Below are 16,446 nucleotides of genomic sequence, written 5' to 3' on the forward strand. Positions count from 1 at the left end.
TGGATAACTCCTGCGCGGCTCTCCAAATAGGTTCAAAATGCCAGCATGGAAAAGCCTACGAAGCTTCCCGGTCCACTCAGCGCAGCACCCTTTACCATCGCGGATGCAAGGTCCTTGGGAGTGCCGAGAACCAGACTCAGGCACTCCGACGTAATTCACATCAGCCGGGGTCTTTACCGGCCCACGGATTGGGACTTCGAACTGGAGGCGGCGGCCCGCGCGTTGGCCGCAGCGTCGCCCGGCGCCTGGATCTCCCACGTCACCGCTGCCAGGCTCCGATGCCAGATATTGCCTCCCTGGCTATCGGACTCGGAGGAGCTACACCTGAGCAAGGCGCGGGCGCTCCCGGAGGTCCGGCGCAAAGGCGTACTCGGACACACGGTTCTTGCGTTGGAGGGCGAGGTCGAGACAGTGGACGGGATCCGGATCAGCACGCGCTCCCGGACGTGGCTCGACCTCGCCCTGCGGTTGAGCCTGCCGGCGTTGGTCTGCATGGGTGACGAGCTGGTGCGGATTCCCCGACTGGGGTTGGAAGGGCGTAGCGATCCCTTTGCGACCATCGATGAGCTGCGTTGGATGGTGGGCCGTCACCCGAATCTGCAGGGAATCGTCCGCGCCCGTGCCGCTCTGGACTTGATGCGCGTGGGCTCGGATTCAGCGCCGGAGACATTGCTGCGGCTAGCGATGTGCGACGCCGGACTCCCGGAACCGGAACTGCAGCTCCCGCTGCGCCCGGACAGTCCTGCCACGCCGACGGCGGACCTTGGGTATCGCCGTCGGCGGCTGGCGGTTCAGTACGACGGCGGGCACCACCTGGTCCCCGCACAGATCTTCAGCGACCGCCGCCGTGACAAGGCCTTCGAGGCAGCGGGATGGACAGTGCTCGTCCTGACAAAAGATGACCTCGCGGATGGCTTCTCCGGCGCCGTCACCAAGATGAAGCGAATCCTCCGCACCTCATACCTCAGCCCGCCGGCCGCAGCTGGCTTTTCCAGCGCAATCTGAGGCAGCAAGCCGCCGATGTCTGCAAGACGTGAGGGAGGATCGGGTCGGTATCGACCAAAAGTGAGGGAGCATCCCCGGACCCAATCCGAAAACGACGACGCTCCCCCACCATTGGTGAGGGAGCGTCGGGTTGGAACACGCCAAACGTGAGGGAGCGTCGGGTTGGAACAGGCCAAACGTGAGGGAGCGTCCGGGAGGGTGGGGAAGGCGGTTAGCGCTCCAGGTCGCCGCGGATGAAGGCCTCGACCTTTTCACGGGCGAGGTCGTCGTTGAACTGCTCCGGCGGGGACTTCATGAAGTAGCTCGACGCCGAGACCAGTGGGCCACCGATGCCGCGGTCCAGGCCGATCTTGGCGGCACGGATGGCGTCGATGATCACGCCGGCGGAGTTGGGCGAGTCCCAGACTTCGAGCTTGTATTCCAGGGACACCGGGGCGTCGCCGAAGTTACGGCCCTCGAGGCGGACGAAGGCCCACTTGCGGTCATCGAGCCACTGGACGTAGTCGGACGGGCCGATGTGGACGTCCTTGGCGGCGAGCTCGGCCTCGACGTTGGAGGTGACGGCCTGGGTCTTGGAGATCTTCTTGGACTCCAGGCGGTCGCGCTCGAGCATGTTCTTGAAGTCCATGTTGCCGCCGACGTTCAGCTGGTACGTGCGGTCCAGGGTGACGCCGCGGTCCTCGAACAGCTTGGCCATGACGCGGTGCGTGATGGTGGCACCGATCTGGCTCTTGATGTCATCGCCCACGATCGGCACGCCCGCGGCGGTGAACTTGTCCGCCCACTCCTTGGTGCCGGCCAGGAAGACCGGCAGGGCGTTGACGAACGCCACGCCGGCATCGATCGCGCACTGGGCGTAGAACTCGGCGGCCTGCTGGGAGCCGACCGGCAGGTAGCAGACCATGACGTCAACCTGGGCGTCCTTGAGGGCCTGGACGACGTCGACCGGCTCCTCCGGGGACTGCTCGATGGTCTCGAGGTAGTACTTGCCCAGGCCGTCCAGGGTGTGGCCGCGCTGGACCGTGACGCCGGTCGGCGGGACATCGGCAATCTTGATGGTGTTGTTTTCGCTGGCCAGGATGGCGTCGGACAGGTCCTGCCCCACCTTCTTGCCGTCGACGTCGAACGCAGCAACGAACTGGACGTCGCCGACGTGGTACTGGCCGAACTCCACGTGCATCAGGCCCGGGATCGTGGCCTTGGGGTCGGCATCTTTGTAGTACTGGACGCCCTGGACCAGCGAAGCGGCGCAGTTACCTACGCCGACGATTGCAACACGAATCGGATGTGAAGACACGGAACTCCTTTTGAGAAACAAGGGTGACCGGCGCGGCCGCACTCTGATGTACAGCATCAGTTGTGCGGGCGGCAGGCGGACACGACGCCGTAAGGCGCCCTTAGTAGTCTAGTCAACGCCGCCGGGGCCGCGGTTGTTCCCCGGCGGCCCCGGCGCTTGTGTTAACTGCGGGTGCCTACGACTTCTGGGCCCACAGGTTGATGTTTGATTCGACGGCGAATTCATCGATCGCGTCGATCTCGTCGGCCGTGAAATCCAGGTTGTTGATCGCAGACAAGGTGTCCTCAAGCTGCCGGACGCTGGACGCGCCCACCAGTGCGGACGTGACCGATGAGCCCTTGCCCTGATCGCGCAGGATCCAGGCGATGGCCAGCTGCGCGAGCGTCTGCCCGCGGCCTTCGGCGATCCGGTTGAGCCCGCGCACCCGGTCCAGCTTCTCCTCGGTGATCATGGATTCGCCCAGGGACTTGTGCTGGGCGGCCCGGGAGTCGGCCGGAATGCCCTTCAGGTAGCGGTCGGTGAGCATACCCTGGGCCAGCGGCGAGAACGCAATGGACCCGGCGCCCACCTGCTCCAGCGCCTCGAAGAGGTTGGGGCTGCCGTTCTCGGTCCAGCGGTTGAGCATGGAGTAGCTGGGCTGGTGGATCAGCAGCGGGGTGCCGAGTTCCTTGAGGATCCCCGCGGCCTCGATGGTCTGTTCCGGGGTGTAGGACGAAATGCCTGCGTAGAGCGCCTTGCCGGAGCGCACGGCCTGGTCCAGGGCGCCCATGGTTTCTTCCATCGGCGTTTCGGGGTCCGGGCGGTGGCTGTAGAAGATGTCCACATAGTCCAGGCCCATCCGGCCCAGCGACTGGTCCAGGCTGGCCAGCAGGTACTTGCGGGAGCCAAAGTTGCCGTACGGGCCCGGCCACATGTCGTAGCCGGCCTTGCTGGAGATGATCAGCTCGTCGCGGTACGGCTTGAAGTCGTCCTTGAAGTGGCGGCCGAAGTTGGTCTCGGCGCTGCCGTAGGGCGGGCCGTAGTTGTTGGCGAGGTCGAAGTGGGTGACGCCCAGGTCGAAGGCGCGGCGCAGGATGGCGCGCTGGATTTCGAACGGCTTGTCGTCGCCGAAGTTGTGCCACAGGCCCAGTGAGATGGCCGGGAGTTTCAGGCCGCTGCGCCCCACGCGGCGGTAGGGCATGGAGTCGTAGCGGGTATCAGCTGCCAAATATGTCATACGTCATATCCTGCCTTAGTGGGTGAGTACCGCGGCGCTGTGGCCGGGTAGATGCAGTGGTGTGGCCGGCGCCGCGCCGCCAGCAGCGGGTTCCGCGCCGGAAGCCGGGTCCAGCCGGACGCCGTCGTCGGTTGCCAGGGCCAGGGCCGCCCCGCGGACCGGGACCCGCCGCGCCTCGGCGGAAAAGTTCATCGCCACCTCGGTGCGGCCGCGGCGCAGCAGCAGCCAGCCCTCGTCCTCGCTGACGTCGACGGCGGTGTCCTCGAAGCCGGGTTCAGTCAGGTCCGGCGTGGTGCGGCGCAGCGCGATGAGTGCCCGGTACAGCTCCAGGAGGCGGGCGTGGTCCCCTCCCGAGGCCTCGGCCCAGTCCAGTTTGGACCGGGTGAAAGTCTCTGGATCCTGCGGGTCGGGGACGACGGCGGGGTCCCAGCCCATGCGCTCGAACTCCCTGATCCGGCCCTCGGCCGTCGCCTTGCCCAGCTCCGGTTCCGGGTGGGAGGTGAAGAACTGCCACGGGGTGGTGGCCCCGTATTCCTCGCCCATGAACAGCATGGGCGTGAACGGCGAGGTCAGGGTGGCGACGGCGGCGAGGGCGAGCGGCCCGTAACCCAGGGTCTGGGACAGCCTGTCCCCGGTGGCACGGTTGCCGATCTGGTCGTGGTTCTGGCTGCACACCACCAGCGCGGCCGGGTGGACCTGTGCCGGGTCGATGGGCCGGCCGTGGTGGCGGGCGCGGAAGCTGGAGTAGCTGCCGTCGTGGAAGAACCCGCGCTCCAGGACCTTGGCCAGCGCCCCGATCGAGTCGAAGTCGGCGTAGTAGCCGGTGGTTTCGCCGCTGACGTTAACGTGGACGGCGTGGTGGAAGTCATCGCTCCACTGCCCGGCCAGCCCGTACCCGTTGGTGTCCCGCGGGTAGAGCAGGCGCGGGTTGTTCAGGTCCGATTCCGCGATCATCGCAGCCGGGCGTCCGGTCTCGGCGGCGATTTCGTCGGCGAGGGCGCCGAAGTCCTCCAGCAGGTGCACGGCGCGCTCGTCCTTGAAGGCGTGCACGGCGTCCAGGCGCAGGCCGTCCACGTGGTAATCGCGCAGCCACATCGCGGCGTTGTCCAGGATGTAGCGGCGCACCTCGTCCGATTCCGGGCCGTCCAGGTTAACCGAGTCGCCCCAAGTGTTGCCCTCCCCCGATTTCAGGTAGGGCCCGAAGCGGGGAAGATAGTTGCCGCTGGGGCCGAGGTGGTTGTAGACGACGTCCTGGATGACGCCCAGGCCGGCGGCGTGGGCGGCGTCCACGAAGCGCTGGTACGCGTCGGGCCCGCCGTAGCCTTCGTGCACGGTGTACCAAAGGACACCGTCGTAGCCCCAGTTGTGGGTGCCGTTGAACCCGTTGACCGGCAGCAGCTCGACGAAGTCGATGCCCAGCTCCGCCAGGTACGCCAGCTTCTCTGCCGCGGCGTCCAGTGTTCCCTCCGGCGTGAAGGTGCCCACATGGAGTTCGTAGATGACGGCGCCCTTGAGCTCCCGCCCCGCCCACTGGCCGTCAGCCCACTGGTGGCGTCCGGCGTCGAACGTGCGGGAGAGCGCGTGCACGCCCGCGGGCTGGCGGCGGGACCGCGGGTCCGGCAGCGGGGTGGGATCCCCGTCCACCAGGTAGCCGTAGTCCACGTCCCCGTCGGCGGGCGCCCCGGCGGCGCTCCACCAGCCGGGCGCCTCCGCGCCGCGGCGGGTCATGTCGTACTTCCGGCCGTCAGCGAGGAGCGTGACGGCCTGCGCTTCCGGTGCCCAGAGATCGAAGCGGTCGCTTCCGTGTGCAGGCAAGGTCATGGCATTCTTCCGTTCCCCATGTCGGTACTATTCCCCATATCGAAGGTCTGCTTAGGCGGTGGGCACCAGGAGGGCCACGGGGTAGTCCCGCAGGATCTCCCCCACCGCCACGGTGCCCGGACCGTGTGTGGCACCGGTCAGTTCATCGGCCATGGCCGCGGCGAGCTCGACGGTCGTGTCCTGCCAGCCGCCGCGCTGCTCCAGGCCGCGGGGCAGCCGGGTGGCGAGGGTCAGCGCGCCCGGGGCTGCGGGAGTCCCGCGGTCAAAGGCGAGCAGGTGCGCTGCGGCGGCGCCCGTGGCGGTGACCGGGGTGTACCCGGTGAACAGCTCCGGCCTGTCCCGGCGCAGCCGCAGGGCCCGCGAGGTGACGAGGAGTTTCGCTGCCTCGTCCAGGAACGACGCCGGACGCTCACCGGCGTCGAGCGCGGCGAGGGTGCGCCGGCGGGCACCGAAGTCGAACGGCCGCCGGTTGTCCGGATCGGTCAGCGAGCGGTCCCAGAATTCGGTGCCCTGGTATACGTCCGGCACCCCGGGCATGGTGAGCTGCACGAGCTTGGCGCCCAGGGAATTGGCGGCCCCGTAGGGCTCCAGCAGGGCCACGAGGGATTCCAGTTCGGCGGTCACCTCCGGGGTGTCGAAGGCGGCGTCCACGGCGGCTGCAAGTTTCGCCTCGAAGGCCTCGTCCGGATCGATCCAGTTGGTCGAGTTTCCGGCCTCCCGGGCGGCTTTTTGCGCGTAGGACTGCAGCCGGTCGCGGTCTGCTGGCCAGGCGCCTGCGACGGCCTGCCACAGCAGGTTGGCCAGCGGGCCGTCCGGCAGCGGCGCCAGCTTCTGCAGCCGTTGCAGGGATGCCTGCCATTCCGGTGCGAGCTCGGCCAGGACCGAGATCCGGGCCCGGGTGTCCTCGCTGCGCTTGGTGTCGTGGGTGCTGAGGGTGGTCATGGACAACGGCAGCTCGGCCTGGCGCCGGGCCATCCGGGTGTGGAATTCCTCCGGTGCCACGGCGAACTCGGTGGGGTCGGCGCCGACTTCGGTCAGGGTGCCCAGCCGCGTGTAGCGGAAGAACGCGGTGTCTTCCACGCCCTTGGCCATGACCATCCCGGAGGTCTGCTGGAAGCGCATGCCGAGTTCGGCCTGCGCGTCGAGCAGCAGCGGCAGCAGCACGCCGACGGCGCCTTCCAGTTCGGGGCGGCGGCGGACCGCGAGTTCGCCTGCCTCCTTCAGGACGTCAGCACCCTCCGGAAGGTAGCTGCGGTAGACCGGGAACGCGGCGATGATCTCGGACAGTGCGTCCGCCGCGGCTTCCTGGCCCAGTCCTGCCGCGGCAGGGACCAGCCGAGCCAGCCGGAGCATTTCCGAGTGCAGGATTCCGTCCGTGATCCGGCGTTTGGTGCCGCGGATCATGTCCTCGTAGTCGGCAGCGCCGCCGCGCAGTTCGGCGTCGAGCGCGTCAAGCGGGCCCTGGCCCGCGGCGTCGACGAACACCCGGTCCACGTCAGCGAGGGCGTCGTAGCCGGTGGTGCCCTCGCACTCGAAGCCGGCGGGCAGGGCCTCGCCCGGTTCCAGGATCTTCTCGATCAGCAGGTAGCTGCCGCCCGTGGCCTCCCGCAGCCGGTGCAGGTATCCCTCCGGATCGGCGAGGCCGTCCGGGTGGTCGATCCGCAGTCCGTCGACGAGTCCTTCCCGGAACCAGCGCACAACCTCCGCGTGGGCTTCATCGAAGACCTCGGGGATCTCCACCCGGATCCCGGCCAGGCTGTTGACGGCAAAGAACCGGCGGTAGTTCAGGTCCGTGTCGGCCCGGCGCCAGCCGATCAGTTCGTAGTGCTGACGGTCGTGGACCTCGCGGGGATCGTCGGCAGTGGAGTCACCTGCGGTATACGTGCCCTCTGCAAGCGGAAACCGGTGGTCGTAGTACCGCAGTTCCCCGTCCTTGATTTCCAGCGCGTCGACGTCGGAGTCGTCCCCCAGCACCGGGATCCGTACCCGGCCGCCGCCGAAGTCCCAGTCGACGTCGAACGCCTGCGCGTAGCGGGACTGCTGCCCCTCCTTCAGGAGCGACCACCACCATGGGTTCTGGGCCGGGGTCGCGACGCCGACGTGGTTGGGCACGATGTCGACCAGCACGCCCATGCCGGCCTCCCGCGCGGCGGCCGACGCCGCCAGCAGGCCGTCCGCGCCGCCCCGGTCCGGATCAATGGCGGAGGGATCGGTGACGTCGTAGCCGTGGTCCGAGCCGCGCTCCGCCGTGAGGATCGGCGAGAGGTAGATCCAGTCCACGCCCAGCGACTTCAGGTACGGCACGGCCTGCGCGGCGTCCTGCAGCGTAAACCCGGGCCGGATCTGCAGCCGGTACGTCGAGACGGGGGTTCTCATTTAGCTCGGCCCTTCGGCGTCTTCGGCTTGTCGGCCCCCGTCTTTTTTGAGGCGGAGGCTTTCGCGGAGCCCTTGGAGGCGCCGGAGGCCGGGGCCGGGTCCGCCGGAGCCGGGTCCGCCGGAGCTTCCGGTGCCGGGACCGCCGGAGCTTCCGGTGCCGGGGCCGCAGAACCGGCACCCGTAGAGTCCTCGTGCTCGGCCATCGCGGCGAGGGAGGCTGCCGCGGAGTAGTCCACTTCCACCTCGGGGCCGGAGTGAGCCCGGAGCACCACCATCGACTTTGCCGCCAGCTTCAGCACGGACCCGGCTTTCAGCGGCGCCTCAGTGTCCGCCTGGTCCGCGGTGTCCACCAGCACGTCCCAGAACCGTGAGTACTCCTCGGCCGGCAGGGCGAAGTCCACGTCGTCGTCGTGGGCGTTGAAGCCGAGCAGGAAACTGTCGTCGGTGATCCGGCGTCCGCGGGAGTCCTGTTCCTGGATGCCGTGGCCGTTGTAGAACACACCGATGGTCCGGCCGAAGCCGCTGCCCCAGTCCTCCGGGAGCATTCCGGTGCCGTCGGTCTTCAGCCAGACGATGTCCGGCAGTTTCTCGCCCTCACCGCGGACCACCGGGCGGCCGTCGAAGAAGCGGCTGCGCCGGAACGTCGGGTGGTCGTGCCGGATCTTGTTGACGACGGCGGTGAACTCCACCAGCGGCTGGTCCATCGCGTCCCAGTGGATCCAGCTCAGCTCGGAGTCCTGGCAGTAGGTGTTGTTGTTGCCCTGCTGGGTGCGGCCGAGCTCGTCGCCGTGCAGGAGCATCGGGACGCCCTGCGAGAGCAGCAGGGTGGCGATGAAGTTGCGCTGCTGGCGGGCGCGGAGGGTCAGGACCTGGTCGTTGTCCGTGTCCCCTTCCTCGCCGCAGTTCCAGGAGCGATTGTGGGATTCGCCGTCGTTGTTGCCTTCGCCGTTGGCGTCGTTGTGCTTCTCGTTGTAGGACACGAGGTCGCGCATGGTAAAGCCGTCGTGCGCCGTGACGAAGTTGATCGAGGCCACCGGGCGCCGGGCGGAGCTTTCGTAGAGGTCCGCGGAACCGGTCAGGCGGGAGGCGAATTCGCCCAGGGTCGAGGGCTCGCCGCGCCAGAAGTCGCGGACCGTGTCGCGGTATTTGCCGTTCCACTCAGTCCACTGGGGCGGGAAGTTGCCCACCTGGTAGCCGCCCGGGCCGATGTCCCACGGCTCGGCGATCAGCTTGACCTGGGAGACGATCGGGTCCTGCTGGATGAGTTCGAAGAAGGTGGACAGCTTGTCCACGTCGTAGAACTCGCGGGCCAAGGTGGAGGCGAGGTCGAAGCGGAAGCCGTCGACGTGCATTTCCGTCACCCAGTAGCGCAGGGAGTCCATCAGCAGCTGAAGGGAGTGCGGGTGCCGGACATTGAGGGAGTTACCGGTGCCGGTGTAGTCCATGTAGTGCTTCAGGTCATCGTCCACCAGCCGGTAGTAGGCCTGGTTGTCGATGCCCTTGAAGGACAGCGTGGGGCCGAGGTGGTTGCCTTCAGCGGTGTGGTTGTACACCACGTCCAGGATCACTTCGATGCCGGCCTTGTGCAGCTCGCGGACCATGGCCTTGAATTCCTGCACCTGGTGCCCGACGTCGCCGGAGGAACTGTAGGTGTTTTGCGGCGCGAAGAAGCCGATCGTATTGTAGCCCCAGTAGTTGTTGAGGCCCTTCTCCTCGAGCGTGCCGTCGTTGACGAACTGGTGGACGGGCATGAGCTCGATCGCGGTGACGCCGAGCTTCTTCAGGTGCTCAATCACGGCCGGGTGCGACACGCCGGCATAGGTGCCGCGCTGCTCCTCGGGAATTTCCGGGTGGAGCTCGGTCAGGCCCTTGACGTGCGCCTCGTAAATGACCGACTGGTGGTAGGGGATCCGCAACTGGCGGTCGCCGTCCCACTCGAAGAACGGGTTGATGACGACGCCGTGCATGGTGTGCGGGGCAGAGTCGCTGTCATTGCGCGAGTCGGGGTCGCCGAATTCGTAGGTGAAGAGCGCCGGATCCCAGTCGATCTGGCCCTGGACGGCCTTGGCGTAGGGGTCCATCAGCAGCTTGTTCGGGTTGAAGCGGTTGCCGTGTTCGGGTTCGTACGGGCCGTGGACCCGGTAGCCGTACTTCTGTCCGGGCTGGACCTGCGGCAGGTAGCAGTGCCACACGTAGCCGTCCACTTCGGTCAGTTCGATCCGGGTTTCTGTGAGGTCGTCAGCGAGGAGGCACAGTTCCACCCGCTCGGCGCGCTCGCTGAACAGGGCAAAGTTGGTGCCAGTGCCGTCAAAAGTGGCTCCCAGCGGGTAAGCCGATCCGGGCCAGACTTCCATATGTACTCCTCGTGCGGAACGAATATTCTCTAGACAGACTACTTGTAAGTAGGGTTAGTATTTGCCCGGGCGCTCGCGGCGCCCCCGTTTGTTACAGCTCCCGCATCACCTCCGGAACGGCACGCGCGATGGCCGTTGCTGTCACCGGCCCCCCGCGGGAAGCCCGGACTCCGGCAAGTCCGTGGATGCTGGCTGCCATCGCCGCGATTGCCGCCCATCTGGCATCGGGGTCGATGTCATATGCACCGAAGCGCCCGACGTCGGCGCCCAACTGGGCCAGCAGTGCGCCGATGACTCCGGCCAGGACGTCGCCGCTGCCTGCCGTGGCGAGCCAGGGCGTGCCTTCGGACTGGCTGTAGAAGTCCTGGAAAGGGGAGGCCACAAGGGTCGTGGCGCCCTTGAGCAGCACGGTGGCTTCGGTCAGGCCCGCCGCCCGCCGCACTGCGCTGAGGGTGGACGCTTCCACGGCGGAGCGGTCCAGCGCAGCCCCGAGGCGCTGAAGCAATGCCGACAGTTCGCCGGCGTGGGGTGTCAGGATCACTTGCGGGGCCAGCACATCAGGCAGGGCGGGCAACGCGCCGGCGTCGGCGATCGTCGGCAGGCCCGAGTCTGCGGCGTCGCGGGCGCGCTGCAGCTGCTCCTCGTCGGCGTCATCCAGTCCGGAGCCAACGAGCCAGGCCTGAACGTGCGTGTCGGCCACTGCGCCGGCGCTGCACACCACTTCGGGACAGGAACGGCGGACCAGGTCGGCGACGTCCGGCGGCCCCAGATAACGCACCATTCCGGCGCCGGCTGCCAGGGCGCCCTGGCACGCCAGCACCGCGGCGCCGGGATAAGCGCCGGAGCCCGCGACCACCCCCAGCACCCCCCGGGAGTACTTGTGCGCCCGCCGCTGCGGGCGTGGCAGGAGGGCGGACAGGTCTGCGGCCTCAAGCCGTCGCAGGGACGGCCATGGCAGCGCCTGCTCGATTCCGATCGGGACCACCCGGATGGCGCCCGCGAAGTCCGCGCCCGGATCCGCCAGCAGGCCGGCCTTGGCGGCCCCAAAGGTCACCGTTATGTCGGCCACCAGCACCGGCGCGTGCGCCTCCCCCGTGTCCGCGTCTACCCCGCTGGGGACATCGCAGGCCACCACCAAAGGGGAACGGGAGCCTGGCCGGGAACGCTCCAGGGCCGCGACCAGTTCGGCGGCCGGTCCGCGCAGCCCGCCCTGGGCTCCGGTCCCGAGGACTGCGTCGATCACGACGTCGGTGCTGCCGGCCAGCGCGGCGAGTTCGGCGGCGTTGTCCCCGGTGAGGTCCACGGCATGCCCGCCGGCCTTCCGGAACGCCGCCAGCCCGGCGTCGTGGGCCGCGCCCGCGGTGAGCACCGCCGTCGTGCGCATGCCGCGGCGGGCCAGCAGCGCGGCGGCGAAGAGCCCGTCTCCGCCGTTGTTGCCCTTGCCCGCCAGCACGGTCACGCTGGAGCCGTATAGCCGCTGCCCGCGGCTCCGCAGTTCGCGGATCACGGCGTTGGCGAGGCCGTACGCGGCCCGCTGCATAAGAACAGCGCCCGCACCTGAGCCCAGTGTGTCGTCGAGAAATGGCTTTTCGGCCTCACGCACTTGGGTTCCGGTGTAGGCGCTGATCATGGTTTCAGTCCATTCGCGGTCGCTGGGTAATGCTTGGCGCTGGGGCCGGTTCTGCCTGGACGGCCGTCTCAGCCTTCGGCGACAACCGTCGCCGTGGCGATCCCGCCGTCGTGGCTCATGGACAAGTGCCAGCGCTTGACGCCCTTGGACTCCGCCACGGCCAGTACGGTGCCTTTGACCTGGACGGTGGGGCCGTTCTGGTCCAGCCCAATCCAGCAGTCCTGCCAGTTCATGCCAGCCGGCGCCCCCAGCACCTTGGCCACGGCCTCCTTCGCGGCAAACCGCGCGGCGAGCGACCGCGTGTTCAGTTCCCGCTCGGCGGGGACGAACAGCCTGTCGCGCAGCCCGGGGGTGCGCTCGAGCTGGCGCCCGAACCGCTCAATGTCTACGACGTCAACGCCTATGCCAACAATCATGGCGTTATTCTACGGTCACGCTCTTGGCCAGGTTGCGTGGCTGGTCCACGTCGTAACCCTTGGCCGAGGCGAGTGCGAGGGCGAAGATCTGCAGCGGAACCGTTGCGAGCAGCGGCGCCAGGAGCGTGGGGGTCTCCGGGATGTAGAAGACGTGCTCGGCGTAGGCCTTCACCGCTTCATCCCCCTCTTCCGCGATCACGATCGTCCGGGCGCCGCGGGCGCGGACTTCCTGGATGTTGGAGACCACCTTGGAGTGCAGCGAGTCGCGGCCGCGCGGGGACGGGACCACCACGAAGACGGGCTGGCCTTCCTCGATCAGGGCGATCGGGCCGTGCTTGAGCTCGCCGGCGGCAAACCCCTCGGCGTGGATGTACGCGAGCTCCTTGAGTTTCAGCGCGCCCTCCATCGCCACCGGGAAGCCGACGTGGCGACCCAGGAACAGCACGGACTTGGCCTCGGCCATGGAGACGCCGAGCTCCTTGATCTGCGCCTCGTTGTCGAGGATGTGCTGGATCTTGGTGGGAATCTTGCCCAGGTCGGCCAGGATGTCCTTGATTTCGCCCTGGAACTTATTGCCGCGCAGCTGTGCCAAATAAAGGCCCAGCAGGTAGGCGGCCGTGATCTGAGCCAGGAACGCCTTGGTCGAGGCCACGGCAATCTCCGGTCCGGCGTGCGTGTAGAGCACGGCGTCCGATTCTCGCGGGATGGTGGAGCCGTTGGTGTTGCAGATGGAGACCGTCTTGGCGCCCTGTTCCTTGGCGTAGCGGACCGCCATGAGGGTGTCCATGGTCTCGCCGGACTGGGAGATGGAGACAATCAGCGTGTTCTCGTCCACGATCGGATCCCGGTAGCGGAATTCGTGCGAGAGTTCGACTTCGGTGGGGATCCGGCACCAGTGCTCAATGGCGTATTTGGCAACCTGCCCGGCGTAGGCGGAGGTGCCACACGCGAGGACGATGATCTTGTTGACGTTCTTGAGCAGCTGCGGATCAACGCGGAGCTCATCAAGAGTCAGCTTGCCGTGGATGTCGGAGCGGCCCAGCAGAGTCTGGAGCACGGCGTCCGGCTGGTCGTGGATTTCCTTTTCCATGAAGGACGGGAAGCCGCCCTTCTCCGCGGAGGCAGGGTCCCAGTTGACGTGGTATTCCTTGCCCTCGGCGGGGGCGCCGTAAAAGTCCGTGATTTCCACCGAGTCGGCGGTGATGGTGACGATCTGGTCCTGGCCAAGTTCGACAGCGCGCCGCGTGTAGTCGATGAAGCCGGAGACGTCGGAGCCGAGGAAGTTCTCGCCCTCGCCGAGGCCGACGACGAGCGGGGAGTTCCGGCGGGCCGCGACCACTACGTCAGGCTGGTCGGCGTGAACGGCGAGGAGCGTGAAAGCTCCTTCGAGCCGCTGGCAGGCAAGCTGCATGGCCAGGGTGAGGCCACCGTTGCTTGCGTCACCGCCGAGCTGGTTCCGGTAGATGTCCCCGAGCAGGGCGGCCGCCACTTCAGTGTCGGTCTCGGACTCGAAGGTGACCCCCTTGCCCACGAGTTCCAGCTTGAGCTCGGCGAAGTTCTCGATGATGCCGTTGTGGATCAGGGCCAGCTTACCGCCGTCGGACAGGTGCGGGTGCGCGTTCTGGTCCGTCGGGCCGCCGTGCGTGGCCCAGCGCGTGTGGCCGATTCCCGTGAGGGATGCCGGCAGCGGACGGGTGTCCAGCTCCGCAATGAGGTTGCTGAGTTTGCCCGACTTCTTCCGGGAAGAAATGGTGCCGTCGGCAACCACCGCAATACCCGCGGAGTCGTAGCCCCGGTACTCCAGGCGCCGCAATCCCTCAAGGACAACGTCCAAGGCATTGTGTCCAGCATTTACCCGGCCATCTGAGTGGCCCACATATCCAACGATTCCACACATGGTCATAAGCCTAGCGGGTTTCCGGGAGGGAGGACGTGTGGCGGCGGGGCGTGAAGGCCCCTGCGCGGGGCTGTGAAGTGCCTGCCCCGGCTCCCACCGGCCAGTCCATTTCGCTCTCGGCGTTGTGAAGGGCAGAATCTCTAGGGTGACTTTGCAACGCAATGAAGCGAACGGGGAAGGTGTCTCCCCGTTCGTGGAGCTGGACCGGCAGACCTGGTCCCGGCTCGCTGCCCAGATGGAGCAGCCCCTCAATGAAGAGGACGTGTTCCGCCTTCGCGGCCTCGGGGACCCCCTCGACATCAAGGAAGTGCGCGAGGTCTACCTGCCGCTGTCCCGGCTCCTGCACCTCTATGTCGAAGCGGCGGGCCAGCTTCACGCGGCCACCACCACCTTCCTCGGTGAAAGGACCCAGCGCACGCCGTTCGTGATCGGCGTGGCCGGGTCGGTGGCCGTAGGCAAGTCCACCATCGCCCGCGTCCTGCGCGAAATGCTCCGGCGCTGGCCCGGCACCCCCAACGTGGAGCTCATCACCACGGACGGATTCCTCTACCCGCTCGCCGAGCTCAAGCGCCGGCAATTGCTCGAGCGCAAGGGTTTTCCGGAATCCTACGACCGCCGCGCCCTGCTGCGCTTCGTAAGCGAGATCAAGGGCGGCGCCGAGGAGGTCCGGGCCCCCTGGTATTCCCATGTCACCTATGACATCGTCCCCGGCAAGGAAGTGGTGGTGCGCCGCCCGGATGTGCTGATAGTCGAGGGACTGAACGTCCTGGCTCCGGCCCGGCCGCGGCAGGACGGCAGACAGGGCCTGGCCCTGAGCGACTTCTTCGATTTCTCCATCTACGTGGACGCGAAGACCTCGTATATCGAGGAGTGGTACGTGGACCGGTTCCGCAAACTTCGCACCACGGCCTTCGCCCAACCGGAATCGTACTTCCACCGTTACGCAACACTCTCCGATGCCGAGGCCGAACAGACCGCCCGTGAGATCTGGAAGCGCATCAACGAGCCTAACCTCGAGGAAAACGTCCTCCCGACCCGGGGCCGCGCGCAGCTGGTCCTGACCAAGGACGCGGACCACTCCATCCGCCGGATGCTACTGAGGAAGGTCTAGCACAGATGTGCTACGACGACGCGGACGGGACAGCGGGACGGCAAGAGGCCGGCCCGGAATCGCCGAGCCGCCGGGCCTTCAACCGCCTCCTGCTGGCGGGCACCGGTCTGGCGGCCCTGTCCGCCTGCACCCCGGCCCAGTCCTATACGCCGTCCGGCACGCCAGGGTCGACTCCCGGCCTGACACCGGGCATGGACGGTGGGACGCCGAGCGCCGTTGCCGCGCCGTCGGGTTCGCCGGCAAGCACCCCGCCGGCGACTCCGACGCCCGCGACGTCGTCGGCTGTCCCGCCGGCGGCCGCGGCATCCCCTCCATCGGCCACGGCGCCAGGACCGCAACATTCACTCACGGACCCCACCAGCCCGTGGGTGATTGTCAACAAGCACCGGCCGCTCTCCCCCGCCACCTTTGTGCCGCCGGATCTGGTCCGGCCGGCCGTGCGGCTGGCTACCTCGGGCGAGGCGGCACTGCTGAACAGTACGACGGCGGCCGCGGCGGAGAAGATGTTCGCGGCGGCAGCAGCGGAGGGCGTCATCATTACCCTGGCCAGCGGTTACCGTTCGTTCGCGACGCAGACGGCTACCTACGGCGGTTACGTGAATTCCCGGGGACGGGCCGAGGCCGACACCGCTTCCGCCCGGCCGGGCCACTCCGAGCACCAGACGGGCTGGGCGTTCGACATTGGCGACGGAAGCGGCGCAGACGCGTTTACCCCACAGTTCAAGGACCGGCCTGCGGCGATCTGGGCCAAGACGAACGCCCACCGCTTCGGCTTCGTGGTCCGCTACCCGTGGATGCTGCACAAAATCACCGGCTATTTCTACGAGCCATGGCATCTGCGCTTCATCGGCACCGAGGCGGCCAAGGACATGTCCGCGCGCGGGATCGGCACGCTGGAAGAGTACTTCGGCCTGGAGGCCGCCCCGGCGTACCTGTAAGGGCGGCCCCCGAGGTGCCCCTTGGACCTTCCAGCTCAGGGCGTGTATGCCGTGTACATTGTCCGCATGGGGGATACCGGGGACGGCAGCGTGCGCAACGAAATCGCAGCCATTGTGGGCCGTATTGCTGCACTGGCGTATGCCGATGAGCGGCTGGGCAGGAGTGGCCCCGACGCTGAGCTCGCAACGGAACTCGGCGTTGCGCTCGAGTTCCTGCCGCAGCTCAGGCTCCGCACCCTCCGGTCCCTAGAAAAGGACCTCGCATGGCCGGACAGCCTTGCAACCGGGGGACTCCAGGGCCGGAACCAAGACGAGGAACCAGGCGTCGCCAGGTTCCTCGTCCACGTGTGTTCTCAGACCCCTCGCCCGTACAGCTCTCCGCGCC

Annotated in this window: 11 protein-coding genes; 3 read left to right on the forward strand and 8 right to left on the reverse strand. The window is 67.6% G+C overall.

The window, feature by feature from the left end; translation table 11 throughout:
* Positions 1-45 precede the first annotated feature (45 nt).
* Positions 46-1,005: a hypothetical protein gene (locus tag AC1DRO_RS05190; RefSeq protein WP_476950069.1), complete on the forward strand. Its 960-nt coding sequence runs from the start codon at positions 46-48 to the stop codon at positions 1,003-1,005.
* A gap of 211 nt (positions 1,006-1,216) precedes the next feature.
* Here the strand turns inward: AC1DRO_RS05190 and AC1DRO_RS05195 are convergent, their stop codons facing one another.
* From AC1DRO_RS05195 to glmS, 8 genes are all read right to left on the reverse strand, one after another.
* Complete coding sequence (locus tag AC1DRO_RS05195; RefSeq protein ID WP_018773719.1) at positions 1,217-2,302, reverse strand: inositol-3-phosphate synthase; 1,086 nt, start codon at positions 2,300-2,302, stop codon at positions 1,217-1,219.
* A gap of 175 nt (positions 2,303-2,477) precedes the next feature.
* A complete protein-coding gene (mgrA, locus tag AC1DRO_RS05200) occupies positions 2,478-3,518 on the reverse strand; it encodes an L-glyceraldehyde 3-phosphate reductase (RefSeq protein ID WP_476950070.1) in 1,041 nt (346 codons plus the stop codon).
* A gap of 15 nt (positions 3,519-3,533) precedes the next feature.
* Positions 3,534-5,339: a malto-oligosyltrehalose trehalohydrolase gene (gene treZ / locus AC1DRO_RS05205; RefSeq protein WP_476950071.1), complete on the reverse strand. Its 1,806-nt coding sequence runs from the start codon at positions 5,337-5,339 to the stop codon at positions 3,534-3,536.
* 51 nt (positions 5,340-5,390) lie between these two features.
* A complete protein-coding gene (gene treY, locus AC1DRO_RS05210) occupies positions 5,391-7,715 on the reverse strand; it encodes a malto-oligosyltrehalose synthase (RefSeq protein ID WP_476950072.1) in 2,325 nt (774 codons plus the stop codon).
* Positions 7,712-10,069, reverse strand: coding sequence for a glycogen debranching protein GlgX (gene glgX, locus AC1DRO_RS05215; RefSeq protein WP_476950073.1), 2,358 nt, complete (start codon positions 10,067-10,069; stop codon positions 7,712-7,714). The genes treY and glgX overlap by 4 nt, the downstream gene beginning before the upstream one ends.
* A gap of 91 nt (positions 10,070-10,160) precedes the next feature.
* Positions 10,161-11,699, reverse strand: coding sequence for an NAD(P)H-hydrate epimerase (locus AC1DRO_RS05220; protein ID WP_476950074.1), 1,539 nt, complete (start codon positions 11,697-11,699; stop codon positions 10,161-10,163).
* 68 nt (positions 11,700-11,767) lie between these two features.
* On the reverse strand, positions 11,768-12,115 hold the full coding sequence (locus AC1DRO_RS05225) for a holo-ACP synthase (RefSeq protein WP_018773713.1): 348 nt from the start codon (positions 12,113-12,115) through the stop codon (positions 11,768-11,770).
* Between the two features lie 4 nt (positions 12,116-12,119).
* The gene (gene glmS / locus AC1DRO_RS05230; protein ID WP_476950075.1) at positions 12,120-14,012 is read right to left on the reverse strand and encodes a glutamine--fructose-6-phosphate transaminase (isomerizing); all 1,893 of its coding nucleotides are present in this window, start codon (positions 14,010-14,012) and stop codon (positions 12,120-12,122) included.
* A 145-nt stretch (positions 14,013-14,157) separates the two neighbouring features.
* Here glmS and coaA point away from each other — a divergent pair, with 145 nt between their 5' ends.
* A complete protein-coding gene (coaA, locus tag AC1DRO_RS05235; protein ID WP_476950076.1) occupies positions 14,158-15,123 on the forward strand; it encodes a type I pantothenate kinase in 966 nt (321 codons plus the stop codon).
* Positions 15,124-15,128: 5 nt separating this feature from the next.
* On the forward strand, positions 15,129-16,061 hold the full coding sequence (locus AC1DRO_RS05240) for a M15 family metallopeptidase (protein WP_476950077.1): 933 nt from the start codon (positions 15,129-15,131) through the stop codon (positions 16,059-16,061).
* The last annotated feature ends 385 nt before the right edge of the window (positions 16,062-16,446 follow it).

It is taken from the genome of Arthrobacter sp. P4_F11 (genome assembly GCF_056401395.1).